The sequence below is a fragment of the uncultured Zoogloea sp. genome (assembly GCF_937894855.1).
GTDB lineage: Bacteria > Pseudomonadota > Gammaproteobacteria > Burkholderiales > Rhodocyclaceae > Zoogloea > Zoogloea oryzae.
The window spans coordinates 1-14,888 of record NZ_CALAYQ010000173.1 but is presented as its reverse complement, the minus strand read 5'-3'; the positions used below and the strand labels follow the sequence as shown (position 1 = coordinate 14,888).

At 68.3% G+C, this 14,888-nt stretch carries 14 protein-coding genes; 9 read left to right on the top strand and 5 right to left on the bottom strand.

Annotation, left to right across the window (positions count from 1 at the left end):
• The first annotated feature begins 7 nt into the window (after positions 1–7).
• From Q0672_RS19275 to Q0672_RS19265, 3 genes are read left to right on the top strand one after another with little or no spacing between them, the layout of a single operon-like run.
• Positions 8–2,104 (top strand): EAL domain-containing protein, encoded by a 2,097-nt coding sequence (locus tag Q0672_RS19275; protein WP_298624854.1) that lies wholly within the window; start codon positions 8–10, stop codon positions 2,102–2,104.
• On the top strand, positions 2,101–4,152 hold the full coding sequence (locus Q0672_RS19270; protein WP_298624852.1) for a PAS-domain containing protein: 2,052 nt from the start codon (positions 2,101–2,103) through the stop codon (positions 4,150–4,152). Before Q0672_RS19275 ends, Q0672_RS19270 begins: the two co-directional genes overlap by 4 nt.
• Positions 4,149–4,871 carry a response regulator transcription factor gene (locus Q0672_RS19265; RefSeq protein ID WP_153160530.1) on the top strand — a complete coding sequence of 241 codons (723 nt, stop codon included), beginning with the start codon at positions 4,149–4,151 and terminating at the stop codon, positions 4,869–4,871. The genes Q0672_RS19270 and Q0672_RS19265 overlap by 4 nt, the downstream gene beginning before the upstream one ends.
• A 66-nt stretch (positions 4,872–4,937) precedes the next feature.
• Here Q0672_RS19265 and Q0672_RS19260 read toward each other — a convergent pair whose 3' ends face one another.
• On the bottom strand, positions 4,938–5,942 hold the full coding sequence (locus tag Q0672_RS19260) for a cytochrome-c peroxidase (protein ID WP_298624849.1): 1,005 nt from the start codon (positions 5,940–5,942) through the stop codon (positions 4,938–4,940).
• Between the two features lie 273 nt (positions 5,943–6,215).
• Between Q0672_RS19260 and Q0672_RS19255 the strand changes: the two genes are divergently transcribed.
• Complete coding sequence (locus Q0672_RS19255; protein WP_153160532.1) at positions 6,216–6,689, top strand: VOC family protein; 474 nt, start codon at positions 6,216–6,218, stop codon at positions 6,687–6,689.
• Positions 6,690–6,784: 95 nt separating this feature from the next.
• Positions 6,785–8,707 carry a transporter substrate-binding domain-containing protein gene (locus Q0672_RS19250; RefSeq protein WP_298624846.1) on the top strand — a complete coding sequence of 641 codons (1,923 nt, stop codon included), beginning with the start codon at positions 6,785–6,787 and terminating at the stop codon, positions 8,705–8,707.
• A gap of 31 nt (positions 8,708–8,738) precedes the next feature.
• Here Q0672_RS19250 and Q0672_RS19245 read toward each other — a convergent pair whose 3' ends face one another.
• Both Q0672_RS19245 and Q0672_RS19240 read right to left on the bottom strand, forming a co-directional pair.
• Entirely contained in the window at positions 8,739–9,596 is an 858-nt protein-coding gene (locus tag Q0672_RS19245; RefSeq protein ID WP_153160534.1) for a neutral zinc metallopeptidase, read from the bottom strand.
• 24 nt (positions 9,597–9,620) lie between these two features.
• Positions 9,621–9,761 (bottom strand): hypothetical protein, encoded by a 141-nt coding sequence (locus Q0672_RS19240; RefSeq protein WP_298624822.1) that lies wholly within the window; start codon positions 9,759–9,761, stop codon positions 9,621–9,623.
• Between the two features lie 243 nt (positions 9,762–10,004).
• On the opposite strand from Q0672_RS19240, the gene Q0672_RS19235 reads away from it, so the two are divergent.
• Together Q0672_RS19235 and fliW are read left to right on the top strand one after the other, a co-directional pair.
• Complete coding sequence (locus tag Q0672_RS19235) at positions 10,005–11,570, top strand: DEAD/DEAH box helicase (protein WP_153160535.1); 1,566 nt, start codon at positions 10,005–10,007, stop codon at positions 11,568–11,570.
• Between the two features lie 208 nt (positions 11,571–11,778).
• On the top strand, positions 11,779–12,207 hold the full coding sequence (gene fliW, locus Q0672_RS19230; protein ID WP_153160536.1) for a flagellar assembly protein FliW: 429 nt from the start codon (positions 11,779–11,781) through the stop codon (positions 12,205–12,207).
• A gap of 66 nt (positions 12,208–12,273) precedes the next feature.
• On the opposite strand, the gene Q0672_RS19225 is transcribed toward fliW, so the two are convergent.
• A complete protein-coding gene (locus Q0672_RS19225; RefSeq protein WP_298624819.1) occupies positions 12,274–13,482 on the bottom strand; it encodes a DUF1343 domain-containing protein in 1,209 nt (402 codons plus the stop codon).
• Entirely contained in the window at positions 13,479–14,045 is a 567-nt protein-coding gene (locus Q0672_RS19220) for a DOMON-like domain-containing protein (protein ID WP_298624817.1), read from the bottom strand. The genes Q0672_RS19225 and Q0672_RS19220 overlap by 4 nt, the downstream gene beginning before the upstream one ends.
• Before the next feature lie 96 nt (positions 14,046–14,141).
• Between Q0672_RS19220 and Q0672_RS19215 the strand changes: the two genes are divergently transcribed.
• Both Q0672_RS19215 and Q0672_RS19210 read left to right on the top strand, forming a co-directional pair.
• Positions 14,142–14,591: a PACE efflux transporter gene (locus tag Q0672_RS19215; RefSeq protein ID WP_298624815.1), complete on the top strand. Its 450-nt coding sequence runs from the start codon at positions 14,142–14,144 to the stop codon at positions 14,589–14,591.
• A gap of 27 nt (positions 14,592–14,618) precedes the next feature.
• Positions 14,619–14,822, top strand: coding sequence for a heavy-metal-associated domain-containing protein (locus Q0672_RS19210; protein WP_153160540.1), 204 nt, complete (start codon positions 14,619–14,621; stop codon positions 14,820–14,822).
• The last annotated feature ends 66 nt before the right edge of the window (positions 14,823–14,888 follow it).

Sequence of the window (14,888 nt, the reverse complement as noted above, 5' to 3'; positions counted from 1 at the left end):
CCACATCATGCCCCCTCCCCCCCCTCTGACCGACGCCCTCGTCCGCGAAGCGGAGTCGCTGCTGCTCGGCCTGCTGCGCAACGACCTTATCGGCGTCTACGTCATCCAGGATCACGTGCTCCGCTACGCCAACCGGCGCTTTGCCGAGATGTTCGGCTACACCCCGGACGACATCCGCAACCAACCGGCGCTCGAGCAGTTCGTCGCGCCCCACGACCGGGAGCGGGTGCTCGCCAACGTGGCCCGGCGCATCCGCGGCGAAGCCAGCACGGCCCACTACACCTTCCGCGGCAAGCACCGCGACGGCCGCACCCTGGAGATGGAGGTCTTCGGCAACCGCACCCAGCTCGAAGGCCGCCCGGCGATCATCGGCCTGATGCTCGACATCACCGCCCGCAAGGCCGCCGAGCAGACCACCGTCGAGCAGCTGCACTTCATCGGTCAGCTGCTCGAGGCCATCCCCAGCCCGGTGTTCTTCAAGGACAACCAGGCCCGCTACCTGGGCTGCAACAAGGCCTTCGAAACCTACATCGGCCGCCAGCGGGGCGAACTCATCGGCCGCTCGGTGTTCGACATTTCCCCGCCCGAGCTGGCCGCCCGCTACCACGAGGCCGACCAGCGGCTCTTCGACCACCCCGGCGTGCAGACCTACGAGGCGTCGGTCGAATCCACCGACGGCATGCGCAAGGAAGTCATCTTCAACAAGGCCACCTGGCTGCGCTCCGACGGCAGCGTGGGCGGGCTCGTGGGCGTGATCACCGACATCACCGACCGCAAGCAGACCGAAGCCCTGATCTGGATGCAGGCCAACTACGACCCGCTCACCGGCCTGCCCAACCGGCGCCTCCTCAACGACCGCCTCGCCGAGCAGATCAAGCGCGCCCAGCGCGACCAGGGCAGCCTGGCCGTGCTCTTCATCGACCTGGACCGCTTCAAGGAAGTGAACGACGCCCTCGGCCACGAAGCGGGAGACCAGCTGCTGATGGAAGCCGCCCGCCGCGTGGTGGGCTGCGTGCGCGGCACCGACACCGTGGCCCGCCAGGGCGGCGACGAATTCACCGTGCTGCTGCCCGGCCTCTCCGAGCGGGCGCCCATCGAGCGCATCGCCGAAGACATCATCCTGGCCCTCACCGAGCCCTTCCAGCTGGGTAACGAGCAGGCCTACGTCTCCGCCAGCATCGGCATCACCCTCTTCCCCCAGGACGCCGACAACCCCGTCGCGATCCTCAAGCAGGCCGACCAGGCCATGTACCACGCCAAGGAAGAAGGGCGGAACCGCTTCTCGTACTTCTCGCCCGCCATGCAGGAGCGCGCCATGCTGCGCGTGCAACTGGGCAAGGACCTGCGCGCCGCCCTCGCCGAGCGCCAGCTCAGCCTGCACTTCCAGCCCATCCCCAGCCTGTGCAGCGGCAGCATCCACAAGGCCGAAGCCCTGCTGCGCTGGACCCACCCCCAGCGCGGCCCGGTGCCCCCGGCAGAGTTCATCCCGGTGGCCGAGGAGCTCGGCCTCATCGACGCCATCGGCGCCTGGGTGTTCCGTCAGGCGGTGGCCACCGTCGCCCGCTGGCGCGACATGCAGCCCGCGGGCGCGACCGATGAGGTGCAGATCACCGTCAACGCCTCGCCCCGCCAGTTCGCCACCGGCACCTCGCTCGAAGTGCTGCTCGACGAGCTCGACCACCGCCACCTGCCCGGCAGCTGCATCGCGCTGGAGATCACCGAAGGCCTGCTGCTCGACGAGCGCCCCACGGTCACCGCCCAGCTCGCCCGCCTCTCCGCGGCCGGCATCCAGATTTCCCTCGACGACTTCGGCACCGGTTACTCGGCGATGGCCTACCTCAAGCGGATGGACATCCACACCCTCAAGATCGACCGCTCCTTCATCCGCGACCTCACCACCGACCCGAGCGACCTCGCCATCACCGAGGCCATCATCGCCATGGCCCACAAGCTCGGGCTGGAAGTGGTTGCCGAAGGCGTCGAGACCGAAGCCCAGCGCGACTGCCTCATCGCCGCCCACTGCGACTACGGCCAGGGCTACCTGTTCGCCCGCCCGATGCCCGAGGACGCCTTCCTCAAACTCATCGCCTGCCAGCCCGCATGATCGCCCGCATCGCCACGCCGTTCATCAAGCCCAGCTCCCCCGAAGAGCTGCGCCGCTACGATCTCCTCCTCGCCGGCTTCGACCTGCTCGACCAGGCCATCGCGGTGTTCGACGCCACGCCCAAGCTCGTCACCTGGAACAAGGCCCTGCTGCGCCTGCTGGATTTCCCCGAGGATCTGGTGCGCGTCGGCACGCCCTTCGAGGAGTTCCTGCGCTTCAACTTCCAGCGGGGCGAATACGGCAGCGGCGACGTGGAACGCCTGATCGCCGAGCGCATGGCCTCGGTGCGCGCCTTCCAGCCCCACAACGCCGAGCGCACCCGCCCCAACGGTCAGGTGCTGGCGATCCGCGGCGTGCCCATCCCCAATCTGGGTTTCGTGTCGCTGTGGACCGACATCACCGAACAGCGCCGCTACGAGCGCCTGATCGAGAGCCAGAACGCCGAGCTCGAAACCCGCGTCCGCGCCCGCACTGCCGAGCTCGAAGCCGCAACCGCCCGCCTCGACGCCCTGGCCGGCCAGCTGTCGCGCAGCGAGGAGCGCCTGCGCCTGATCATGGACGCCATCCCCGCCCTCATCGCCTATGTGGATGCCGGCGAGCGCTACCGCTTCGCCAATCGCGGCTACACCGAATGGTTCGGCTTCAACCGGGACGCCATCGTCGGGCGCAGCATCGAGGAAGTCTTCGGCGTCGAGGCCTACGCCCAGATCAAGCCCTACCTCGACCAGGCCGCCACCGGCGAGCAGGTCAGCTACGAATACTCCCGCACCAACGCCGCCGGCAAGCAGGTGTATGCCCGCAGCGCGGTGGTGCCGGAAGCCTCGGTGGCCGGCGGCGTGCAGGGCTACTTCGTGCTCTCCATCGACATCACCGAGCAGAAGGCCAGTCAGGCCGCGCTGATCCAGGCCCAGAAGATGGAAGCCGTCGGCCAGCTCACCGGCGGCCTCGCCCATGATTTCAACAACCTGCTCACCATCATCACCGGCAACCTCGCCACCCTGCAGGACAAGCTCCCAGCCCACCGGGGCTACGAGGACTACCTCGCCCCGGCGCTCTCCGCCGCCCGCCGCGGCACCGAGCTGATCCGCCGCCTGCTCACCTTCTCCCGCCAGCAGCCGCTGGAGCCCAGCCCGGTGGAAGTCGGCGCCCTGGTGCACGGCATGACCCAGCTCCTGTCGCGCTCCCTCACCGAGCGCATCGCGATCCACCTGGAGCTCCCCACCGAAAAGCTCTACGCGCTGGTGGACCCGCACCAGCTCGAAAACGCCCTCCTCAACCTCGCCATCAACGCCCGCGACGCCATGCCCGAAGGCGGCGAGCTGCGCATCGCGGTGGCCCGCCGGCACGTGTCGGCCAGCCTCGCCCTGCTGGTCGAGGTGCCCGCCGGCGAATACGTGCAGTTCGATGTCTCCGACACCGGCACCGGCATCCCGCCCGAGCTCCTGCCACGGCTCTTCGAGCCCTTCTTCACCACCAAGGCCTTCGGCACCGGCAGCGGGCTCGGGCTGGCGATGGTGTATGGCTTCATCCGCCAGTCCGGCGGCAACATCCGCATCCTCAGCACCCCGGGCAAGGGCACCAACGTGCGCTTCATCGTGCCGATGACCGCAGCCCCCGCCGCCAGGCCCGCCGCGCCGCCGCCCGAAACCATCGACCTCGCCGCCGAAAGCCGCCTCGTGCTGCTGGTCGAGGACGAGCCCGAGGTGCGCAAGGTGATCCGCCAGCAGCTCACCGAGCTCGGTTTTCCGGTGATCGAGGCCGCCAACGGCTTCGAGGCCCGAGCCATGCTGGAGGCGGTCGAGGACATCGCCCTCCTCGTCTCCGACACCGTGATGCCCGCCATGGGCGGCCGCGAATTGGCCGCCGCCGCCCGCAGCCTTCGGCCTACACTGCCGATACTGCTGATCACCGGCTACGCCACCGGCGACGCACCGCCGGGCACGCCCTACATCCCGACCCTGCGCAAACCCTTCGACCGGGCCGCCCTCGCCGCCGCCATCCGCAGCGCCGTGGCGCCCTTCGCCCCCTCGGAGCCCACCGCCCCATGACCACGCCCGACAAGGACACGCCACTCATCTTCGTCGTCGAGGATGAAGCCGACATCGCCCGGCTGATCGCCGGCACCCTCGCCGAATACGGCTTCCGCAGCGAAACCTTCGGCACCGGCCGGGCCCTACTCTCCCGCGCCCGCCGGGAGCAGCCCGAACTCGCCATCCTCGACCTGGGCCTGCCCGACATGGACGGCCTGCAGGTGCTGCGCGAACTGCAGGAGAACCACCCCTGCGCGGCGCTCATCCTCACCGGCCGTGACGGCCTCACCGACCGGGTGCTGGGCCTCGAGCTCGGCGCCGACGACTACCTGGTCAAGCCCTTCGAGCCCCGCGAACTCGTCGCCCGGGTGCGCTCCATCCTGCGCCGCTACCAGAAGGCCCCCGCCAGCGAACCCGCCGGCCACAGCGCCGTGCGCTTCGCCGGCTGGCATTTCGACATCGGCCGTCTCAGCCTCACCCACGAAGACGGCCGCGAGGTGAGCCTCTCCGCCGCCGAAGCCGCCCTGCTCCAGACGCTCCTCAAGCGCCCCAACAAGATCCTCACCCGCGAGCAGCTCATCGGCGAACGCGAGCTCGACCCCTTCGACCGCAGCATCGACGTGCGCATCTCCCGCCTGCGCCGCAAGCTCGAGGACGACCCGCAAGACCCGAAGATCATCAAGACGGTCTACGGCGCCGGCTACCTGCTGTGCGCCAGCGTCGAGTGGCTGGGCTGATTCGCCAACAAAAAACCCGCCCCGCCTGAGGGCGGAAGCGGGTTCGGGATCGACGCGAAAACAGCCTCAGTCGAAGGGCTTGGGCCGCGGCGTGGCATCGGCCGACGGCGGCAGGATCGGCATCGCAAACTGCGGCTGCTTGCCGGTCAGCGTCTTCAGGAAGGCCACGATGCGGGCGTTCTCCTCGGCACTGAACTTGCGGCCCAGCTGAACCCGACCCATGGTGTCCACCGCTTCCGGCAGGGTGTTGGCGGCGCCGTCGTGGAAGTACGGATAGGTGAGCTCCACGTTGCGCAGCGTGGGCACCTTGAAGTTGAAGCGGTCGGCGTCCTGGCCGGTCACCGCCACGCGGCCCTCGGCCGGGCTGCTGGCCTTGTACGGCTCCACCACGCCCATCTTCTGGTACGAATTGCCACCCACCGCCGGGCCGTTGTGGCACGCCACGCAGCCGCTGTCCTTGAACAGCTTGTAGCCGGCCAGTTCGTCGGCGGTCAGCGCCTTCTTGTCACCCTTCAGCCACTTGTCGAAGCGCGAATCCGGCGTCACCAGGGTTTCTTCAAAGGTGGCGATGGCCTGGGTCACGCGGTCGATGGTCACCTCGTCGCTGCCAAAGGCCTTCTTGAAGGCGCCGCGATAGCCGGGGATGGTCTTCAGGGTGCTCACCGCCAGGTCATGGCTGTAGGCCATCTCGCCCGGGTTGGCGATCGGGCCGCCAGCCTGGGCCTTCAGGTCAGCCGCACGGCCATCCCAGAACTGAGCCAGGTTGAAGCGCGAGTTGAGCACCGTCGGCGCGTTGATCGGGCCCTTCTGCCAGCCGTGGCCGATGGACGACTTGAGGTTGTCGCTGCCGCCCATCGACAGGTTGTGGCACGAGTTGCACGAGATGAAGCCGGACTTCGACAGGCGCGGATCGAAGAACAGCATCTTGCCCAACTCGGCCGTGGCCGGGCTGGCGACGCGGGCGGGGGCGATCGGCTGGATGGGCTCGCCACCGGTGGCAGCATTGGCTGCCGACAGCGGGGCAAGCAGGCAGGCAAGCAGCGCAAGGCCGGGCTTGAATTCGAATTTCATGGGACGCTCCAGTGGGTGATGACGGCGCCCCGCATGCCCGCCGAGAGCTGCACGACAGGCTGGGCCGGACAGCCTTTGATTATCCCGCACAAAACTTAAGCAATGCTTAAGAGATACCCGAATGTCGTCACCACCCGAAAACAAAGGCAAGCCGGCTACCCATCGAAACACCCCGGGCGGTGCGACCCCGCCATCGGCGCCGCGCCCCTTCCTCGCCCCGCCCCCCGCTCGTACAATTTCCGGTTCTGACTAAATAAACGAGGGAGAACAACCATGACCAGACCTTTCAAGATTCTCGGCGTCCAGCAGATCGCCATCGGCGGCCCGTCCAAGGATCGCCTGCGCACCCTGTGGGTGGACATGTTCGGTCTCGAGATCACCGGCAACTTCAAGTCGGAGCGCGAGAACGTGGACGAGGACATCACCGCCATGGGCAAGGGCCCGTTCAAGGTCGAGGTCGACCTGATGCAACCCCTCGACCCCGAGAAGAAGCCCGCCGTGCACACCACCCCGCTCAACCACGTGGGCCTGTGGGTGGACGACCTGCCGAAGGCCGTCGAGTGGCTCAGCGCCAACGGCGTGCGCTTTGCGCCGGGTGGCATCCGCAAGGGCGCGGCCGGTTTCGACATCACCTTCCTGCACCCCAAGGGCAACGAGGAGTTCCCCATCGGCGGTGAAGGCGTGCTGATCGAGCTGGTCCAGGCGCCGCCGGAAGTGGTGGACGCCTTCGCCAAACTCGCGGGCTGATCGCCCCGAAGGGACAGATAACCGTCCCGGCACCCCCACGGCGCGGGAAAACGAATACCATTCGCATTCCCGCGCCATCCAATCAGATTGAAGCCATGAATCACTCCAGCCAGGCCCTGGCTGCACGCCTCGTTCGCCTGCTGCTGCTCTGTCTGGCCATTGCCGGATATCTCGCCGCATCGGTGGCCAGCGCCGCCCGCAACGAAACCGACTGGGACGGCGATCCGGTGACGCGTTTCCGGGCCAGCCTCAGTCAGGCCGAGCTCATGTGGCTGGACGCCCACCCCGAACTGCGGGTCGGCAACGGGCCCGACCACCAACCCTTCTATTCATGGCGCGACAAGCGCTACACCGGCCCCAGCGCCGACTACCTCGAGCTCCTCAGCCGGCGCACCGGGCTGCGCTTCACGTTCACCCGTTACGACGACTTCCCCAGCGCGCTGCAGGCCCTGGAGCACGGCAAGGTGGATATCATCCCCACCCTCACCCCCACCGAATCGCGTCGGCGCAAGTTCCTGTTCACCGGTGGCTACCTGCACTCCCCGCCCATCATCGTCACCCGCAGCGGCAACGGCGCGGTTGCCCTGCCGGGCAACCTGGAAGGCATCCGGATCGCCATCGAAAAAGGGCATGCATCCCTCGACGTCCTGACGCGCAGCCGCCCCAAGGCCATCTTCGTCGAAACCGCCACCTCCGCCGACGCCCTGCGCGCCGTCTCCAATGGCGACGCCGACGCCTACGTGGGCATGCTGGCGGTCGCCCATTTCTACATCGAGCAGCTCGGGCTGGCCAACCTGCAGGTGCGCCAGCGCTTCGACGCCGACCTCTCGGCGCTGGCCGTCGCGGTGAGCAACACCCAGCCGACGCTGATGGGCATCCTGCAAAAGGCGATGCGCTTCATCAGCGAGGACGAGGGCAAGGCCCTGGTGCGCCGCTACCTGCCCCCGGGCGACGGCATTCCCGGCGTGTCCTTCCAGCTCACCGCAGCCGAACAGGCCTGGCTGCTCGGCCACGGGCCGGTGCGGATGGGCTACGACCAGGCCTTCTACCCCCTCAGCTACACCAACCGCCATCACCAAGCCGAGGGCTACTCCATCGAGCTGTTCCGGCTCCTGCGCGACAAGGCCGGACTCACCGTCAACGAGACCGCCGGCCCGTGGTCATCGGTGCTCAAGAAGGCTTTCGGCGGCGACATGGACGTGCTGGTGGCCGTCGCCAACACCCCCGAACGCCGCGAGCACCTGCACTTCATCGGCCCCTATCTGTCGTCCCCCACCGCCATCGTCACCCGCAGCAACTTCCAGCAGGTGTGGGATCTGGCCAGCTTCACCGGGCGCAAGCTGGCCCTCCTGAAAGATCACTTCCTGATCAACCGCATCCGCAGCGCCTACCCCAGCATCCAGCTGATCGAGGTGACCACCCAGGAGGAAGCCCTCAGCCTGGTGGCCGCCGGCTCGGCCGACGTGGCCATCGGCAACCTCCACGCGGTCAATCGGCTCATCCAGTCGCGCTTTCTCGGCACCCTCTACATCGCCGGCCACGTGCCCGACGGCGACAGCGAGCTCTACTTCGGCGTCACCAAAGACGCCCCCGAGCTCGCCGCCATCCTGCGCCGGGCGCTCGAGTCGGTCACGCCCACCGACATCGCCACCGCCAAGAACCGCTGGCTTGACACGGTGTACAACCCCGGCCAGCCGAGCACGCCGATCACCACCATCCAGCCGCTGCACCTGTGGCTCGGCCTCGCCCTTACGGCCGGCTGCCTCCTCCTGGGGTTCGGGCTGACCCGCGAGCGCCTCGCCCGCCGCGAGACCGACGCGCGCCTGACTGCGCTCACCCGCGCCCTCGCCCCCCTCAACCAGAACCTCGGCCGCGATGCCGCCGCCCTGCAGCGGGCGCTGATGGACGACGACCCCGCCCTCGCCATCGACCTCGCCGGGCTCATCCAGACCACCCAGCACGGGCTCGAAGCCGCCCTTCGCGACGCCGTAAACGGCAAACCGCCGGCAGACACCTGAGGTATCCGCCGGCGGTCTGGCTCACGCGCCGCTACAGCGAACGCGCCTGGAAGGTGTTGCAGGCGTTCAGCTGGCCCGATTCCATCCCACGCCGGAACCACCGCACCCGCTGCTCCGCCGAGCCGTGGGTGAAGCTGTCGGGCACCGCATAGCCCTGAGCCTGCTTCTGCAGGCTGTCATCGCCGATCGCCGTGGCGGCGCGCAGCGCCTCGTCCACATCGCCCGCCTCGAGGATGCCCCGGGCCGCGTCGGCGTTCTTCGCCCACACCCCGGCCAGGCAGTCGGCCTGCAGCTCGAGCCGCACCGACAGCGCATTGGCTTCGCGCTCGCTGGCGCGCTCCCGCGCGGCCTGCACCTTCTCCGAAATCCCCAGCAGGTTCTGCACGTGGTGGCCCACCTCATGGGCGATCACGTAGGCCTGGGCGAAGTCGCCCGGCGCCTTGAAGCGGGTCTTCAGTTCCTGGTAGAAGGCCAGGTCGATATACACCTTGCGGTCGGCCGGGCAATAGAACGGCCCCATCGCCGCCTGGCCCACCCCGCAGGCGGTGCGGGTGGCGCCCGTGAACAGCACCAGCGTCGGCTCGACGTATTCCTTGCCGCCGGCGCGGAAAAGCTGGGTCCAGGTATCTTCGGTCTCGGCCAGCACGTGGCGGATGAACACCGTCTCCGCATCATTGGCCGGCGGCCCCGCGGGGCGCGACGCGCTGGGCGCCGGCGCCTGCACCGCCTGGTTCAGCACGACGCTCGGATCGACCCCGAAATACATCGCCACCAGCGCCAGCACGATCGTGCCCAGGCCGATCCCCCGCCCGCCGATGGGCATTCCACCGCCACCTCCGCCGCGCCGGTCCTCGACGTTGCTGCTCTCCCGGCTGTTGTCGAAACGCATCGATGTTCCTTTTTGGATGAGGGGTCAACAATAATCGGGGCGCCGCCCCGGCGCGAGGAAGCCCGCCACCCGCGCCCTTTTCGACACACAAAGTAACGTATCCGACAACAGGCTGCCGCGCAGCAGCGCCGCCTCGGGCCGGTTGATTTTTTTGCGTCGCAACATTTTCCTTGTGTCGCCTTGACATTATCGCTATAGTGCTCGGTCCGGTGCAAAGCGGTTCGCACCGAGTCACATCGTCCCTGACCTTCTATATCTCCCGTATTCGACGAGAGGTTGTCCTGATCGGTTAGTGCCGATATGCCAGTCAGGCAGCCTTATTGTTGCGCGCACATCCTGCGCCGCGACGCGTTGCCGTTTTTTCTTCGCGGGCACCGCATCCGCAGTACAAAGATAAAGGAAGCGAACATGGATTTCGCCAGCCTCGGCCTGTCCGAGAACATTGTCAAAGCCGTCAACGAAGCCGGCTATACCGACCCCACCTCCGTTCAGCAAGCCGCCATCCCTGCCGCTCTCGCCGGCAAGGATCTCGTCGTCTCCAGCCAGACCGGCTCCGGCAAGACGGCCGCCTTCATGCTGCCCTCCCTCGAGCGTCTGACCACCGAGCCGACCATCAAGGCCCGCGGCCCCCGCGTGCTGGTGCTCACCCCGACCCGCGAACTGGCCGTGCAGGTCACCGAAGCCACCAAGCGCTACGGCAAGAACCTGCGCTACGCCAAGGCCGTCAGCGTCGTCGGCGGCATGCCCTACCCGGTGCAGAACAAGCTGCTGTCCAGCCCCTATGAAATCCTCGTGGCCACCCCCGGCCGCCTGATGGACCAGATGAACAGCGGCCGTATCGACTTCGCCCGCCTCGAGATCCTGATCCTCGACGAAGCCGACCGCATGCTCGACATGGGCTTCGTGGACGACATCGAGGCCATCTGCGCTAAGCTGCCCGCCAGCCGCCAGACTCTGTTCTTCTCGGCCACCCTCGACGGCCAGGTCGCCCGCATGATGCAGCGCCTGCTGAAAGATCCTGAGCGCATCGAGATCGATTCCGCCCAGACCCGCCACGAGAACATCGAACAGCGCCTGATGGTTGCCGACGACATCGGCCACAAGAACCGCCTGCTCGACGGCCTGCTGCGCGATGTCGGCGTGGATCAGGCCATCGTGTTCACCGCCACCAAGCGTGACGCCGACGCCCTGACCCTCAACCTCGAGTCCATGGGTCACTCGGTTGCCGCCCTGCACGGCGACATGAACCAGCGCATGCGCACCCGCACCCTGGATCAACTCCGTCGCGGTCACCTGCGCGTGCTGATCGCCACCGACGTTGCCGCCCGCGGCATCGACGTGCGCACCATCAGCCACGTGATCAACTACGACCTGCCCAAGGTTGCCGCCGATTACGTCCACCGCATCGGCCGCACCGGCCGTGGCGGCTCCAGCGGCATCGCCATCAGCCTGGCCGAGCGCCGTGACGTGCGCCTGCTGCGCGCCATCGAACGCTACACCCGCCAGCCCCTGGCAGTGCACACCCTGCCGGGCCTCGAGCCGCGCAGCACCATGCCCGCCGACGACCGCCGCCCCGGCGGCCCCCGTCGCGAAGGCGGCCGCAGCTTCGGCAACGCACCGCGCTTCGGCGACAAGCGTCCGTCCGCCGGCCACGGTGGCGCCCGCTTCGGCGACAAGCCCGCCGGCGGTTTCGGCGGTGGCCGTTTCGACCGCAACGAGCGTCGTGACGACACCCGTGGCGACAGCCGCCCGGCCAGCCCGTGGGCCGGCCGCAGCGAAGGCACCCGTGATTTCGGCGACAACCGTCGCACCGAATTCGCCGACCGTCCGCGTCACCCGGAACATCGCACCGAGTTCCCCCATGTTGCCAAGCGCAGCTCGACCCACCACAACGCCGGCAGCGGCTTTGGCGGTGGCCGCAGCGGCGACGGCGGCAAGCCGCGTGCCGGCCGCACCTTCAACCGCGACCGCTAAGTCGCGGCGGTAGCTGCAAGCCAGATCAAGGGACGTCCTCGGACGTCCCTTTTTTCATCCCCCGGCCGGGCCGCCAAGCGCGGGAAAGCCGTCAAAAAACCCCTCTTCTCCCGGGGTTGATTCCCCCCGCCCCGCCTATGATGAAAGTACGCATCCGAAGGCGCGGACATCCGTGCCCGTCCGCGCTCACACCAAAGGGGGAACAACCATGAAAATCACCAGTCCTGTCGTCGGCGAAATGGAAGTCTCGGCCGACCGCGTCATCGACTTTCCGGCCGGCCTGCCGGGCTTCGAGAACTGCCGCCAGTTCACCCTGGTGCATACCGCCGACACCGATGCGCCCAAGCTGTTCGTGCTCCAGTGCCTGGACGATCCCCAGGTCGCCTTCACCGTCACCACGCCGGACATCCTCGGCCTCAACTACGAATTCACCCTCGGCGATGACGAGGTCGCCGCCCTTCAGCTGGGCAGCGCCGACGACGCCAGCGTGCTGCTGATCGTCAGCCGCGGCGAAGGCGCCTCGCCGGTGCGCGCCAACGTGATGGCCCCGCTGGTGCTCAACACCGCCACCCGTCGTGGCCTGCAGAAGATCATCGGCAAGGTGGACGCCAGCGTCACCCTCAAGGCCATCGGCTGACCCCGCTGCCAGCCGATGTAACAAGGGCGCCACCAGGGCGCCCTTTTTCATTGCGGCCAGCCGCGCTCAGTAGAGCAGGAAGGGCCGCCGGGTTTCGTCCCATTCGCGCTCGTCGGCCTGGGCCAGGGCGTCGAGATCGCCGGGGCGCGAGTTGCGGTCATCCACCCACTCGCGCAGGATCTCCGAGCCGTTGATGAGGTCGATCGCCAGCCGGTCGTGCTCGTATTCGTAGGGAAAATCGCGCCACAGGGGGTAATCCCGGCGCAGGTGGCGGATCGCCTTGAAGGCCAGGGCCTGCAAGCGCCACGGGCGGAAGGCCTGGTGGTTGTAGTGGAGCGGATCTTCCACGTGGATCTGCACGCCGTTGCACAGCTTGCCGGCGTGCTTGTGGAAGGTGGGCTCGAACCAGCATTCGCGCAGCTTGCAGCCGGCCAGCCACTTGGGTGCGATGGTTTCCATGTGGGCGATGATCTGGCGGGCGTCGAGATCGGGCGCGCCGAAGAGCTCCAGCGGCCGGGTGGTGCCACGGCCTTCCGAGAGCGTCGTGCCTTCCAGCATCACCGTGCCGGCGTAGGCGCGGGCCATCGACAGGTTGGGCGCGTTGGGGCTGGGGTTGATCCAGCTGCGCTCCGCCAGCGGCCAGCCGTAGCCCGGCGCGGCCTCGGGCTCCCAGCCCTGCATCGCGATCACCTCGCATTCCACATCCAGCTTGAGGGTGGCGATGAACCACTTCGCCAGCTCGCCCATCGTCATGCCGTGGCGCATCGGCAGCGGGCCGGCGCCCACGAAGCTCTCCCAGCCGGGCTGGAGCAGCGTGCCTTCAATCGGGCGGCCGGCGGGGTTCGGGCGGTCAAGCACCCACACCGCCTTCTTGTGCTTCGCAGCGGCCTCCAGCACGTAGCGCAGGGTGGTGATGAAGGTGTAGATGCGGCAGCCGAGGTCCTGCAGATCCACCAGCAGCACGTCGAAGCGGTCGAGCATGGTGGCCGTCGGGCGGCGCACCTCGCCGTACAGGCTGAACACCGGAATGCCGTGCTGGGGATCGAAGTAGTCGGGCGACTCGACCATGTTGTCCTGCTTGTCACCACGCAGGCCGTGCTGGGGGCCGAAGGCGGCGGTGATGTGCAGATCCTGGAGGGCCATCAGGGCATCGAGGGCGTGGGTCAGGTCGCGGGTGACGGAGGCCGGGTGGGCGAGCAGCGCCACGCGCTTGCCGGCCAGCGGCTTGCGCAGGGCGGGGTCGGCGAGCAGACGGTCGAGGCCGAATTGGATCATGGGTTCACAGCTTTCAGGGCGAGGGCAAAGCCGTCGCGATGGTGGAAATCGGGCTGGGCGGCGGGATGGCGCAGGGCCCAGTAAGCGTGGCTGCCATCGGCGTGTTCGACGACGGCGGTGAGGCCGATGACGAGATCGCCCGGCGGAAACTGTTCGACGCCCAGGGTGACGTCCAGTTCCAGCCCGGCGGCATCCCGGCGGGTTTCGATGCGCGGCGCGGGGCTGGCCGGCGACGCAATGCGCTGGCGGTAATCCGCAAAGTCGAAGCGCATCCACTGGCCATTGGGCGAGAAATTGAACTCCCGGTAGCCCGCCACGCCCGCCTGAGCGACGAACAGCTCGAAGCAGGTGTGGGCCCACAGGCGCTCGGGCGGCAGCGGCGTGGCCGGGTCGGGCACGCGCAGCGCGGCGAGGTCGCCGTCGAGGCGGTAGCGGATGACCAGCCCGTCCGGGCCGGCGGCCAGCGTCACGGCGATGCCGCTCACCGCGCCGTCCGGCAGCGCCGGGTGGCAGACGAGGGAGCGCAGTTCGAGCGGTTCGGTCGGGAACACGGCAGCGGGCATGGTGTCGGATCGAGATCGGGCGGCCCGGCAGTTTAGCCGGTCTCGCCCGGCGCGTTAAACTCCGCAACCCTCTCAGTTTGTAACCAGCCCCGCCCCATGTCCGCCACCGCGCCCGCCCTGCGCAGCCTGCCCGACCGCCTCCGCCAGATCGCCCTGTTTGAAGTGGGCGGGCTGCTGCTCATCACGCCGCCCTTCGTGTGGCTGTCCGGCGTGCCGCCGAAGGAATCCCTCGCCCTGCTCGCCGTGCTGGCGCTGATGGCTGCCGTGTGGAACGGCGCCTACAACAGCAGCTACGACTGGATCGAAGGCCGCCTCACCGGCCGCACCGCAGACCGCCGCCCGTGGCCGCTGCGCATCCTCCACGCGGCCGGCTTCGAAGGCGGGCTGCTGCTCATGACCCTGCCGGTGATCGTCTGGTGGACCACCATGGGCTGGATCGAGGCGCTGGTGGCCGACCTGGGCCTCGCCGCCGCCTACACCGCCTACGCCTTCGTCTTCAACGTGGCCTACGACCGCCTCTTCCCCATCGAACCCCGCGCCCACTGAGCGCACATCCACCCCCGGAGCCCCGCCATGCCCACCACCACCCTCACCATTTCCGGCATGCAGTCGGACGAATGCCTGCGCACCGTGATGAACGCCATCCAGGATCTGCCCCACATCGGCTACGTGGAGGTGTCCCTCGAAACCGGCCACGCCGAGATCGAGCACGGCACGCTGGTATCCGAAGGCGACATCCGCGCAGCGATCGAGGACGCCGGCTTCCCCACCCGCTGACACCCGACCCTGTAGGTCAATGAGATGGACTCCTCCCTCCTGAAACGGCTTCGATGAGCCAGACTG

What these genes read in the sequence shown, in the direction of transcription:
- Q0672_RS19250 (WP_298624846.1), top strand. Translation starts at nt 6,785, where the DNA reads ATGAATCACTCCAGCCAGGCCCTGGCTGCACGCCTCGTTCGCCTGCTG.
- Q0672_RS19255 (WP_153160532.1), top strand. Translation starts at nt 6,216, where the DNA reads ATGACCAGACCTTTCAAGATTCTCGGCGTCCAGCAGATCGCCATCGGC.
- Q0672_RS19235 (WP_153160535.1), top strand. Translation starts at nt 10,005, where the DNA reads ATGGATTTCGCCAGCCTCGGCCTGTCCGAGAACATTGTCAAAGCCGTC.
- Q0672_RS19225 (WP_298624819.1), bottom strand. Translation starts at nt 13,482, where the DNA reads ATGATCCAATTCGGCCTCGACCGTCTGCTCGCCGACCCCGCCCTGCGC.
- Q0672_RS19240 (WP_298624822.1), bottom strand. Translation starts at nt 9,761, where the DNA reads ATGTTGCGACGCAAAAAAATCAACCGGCCCGAGGCGGCGCTGCTGCGC.
- Q0672_RS19245 (WP_153160534.1), bottom strand. Translation starts at nt 9,596, where the DNA reads ATGCGTTTCGACAACAGCCGGGAGAGCAGCAACGTCGAGGACCGGCGC.
- Q0672_RS19220 (WP_298624817.1), bottom strand. Translation starts at nt 14,045, where the DNA reads ATGCCCGCTGCCGTGTTCCCGACCGAACCGCTCGAACTGCGCTCCCTC.
- Q0672_RS19215 (WP_298624815.1), top strand. Translation starts at nt 14,142, where the DNA reads ATGTCCGCCACCGCGCCCGCCCTGCGCAGCCTGCCCGACCGCCTCCGC.
- Q0672_RS19260 (WP_298624849.1), bottom strand. Translation starts at nt 5,942, where the DNA reads ATGAAATTCGAATTCAAGCCCGGCCTTGCGCTGCTTGCCTGCCTGCTT.
- Q0672_RS19270 (WP_298624852.1), top strand. Translation starts at nt 2,101, where the DNA reads ATGATCGCCCGCATCGCCACGCCGTTCATCAAGCCCAGCTCCCCCGAA.
- Q0672_RS19210 (WP_153160540.1), top strand. Translation starts at nt 14,619, where the DNA reads ATGCCCACCACCACCCTCACCATTTCCGGCATGCAGTCGGACGAATGC.
- fliW (WP_153160536.1), top strand. Translation starts at nt 11,779, where the DNA reads ATGAAAATCACCAGTCCTGTCGTCGGCGAAATGGAAGTCTCGGCCGAC.
- Q0672_RS19275 (WP_298624854.1), top strand. Translation starts at nt 8, where the DNA reads ATGCCCCCTCCCCCCCCTCTGACCGACGCCCTCGTCCGCGAAGCGGAG.
- Q0672_RS19265 (WP_153160530.1), top strand. Translation starts at nt 4,149, where the DNA reads ATGACCACGCCCGACAAGGACACGCCACTCATCTTCGTCGTCGAGGAT.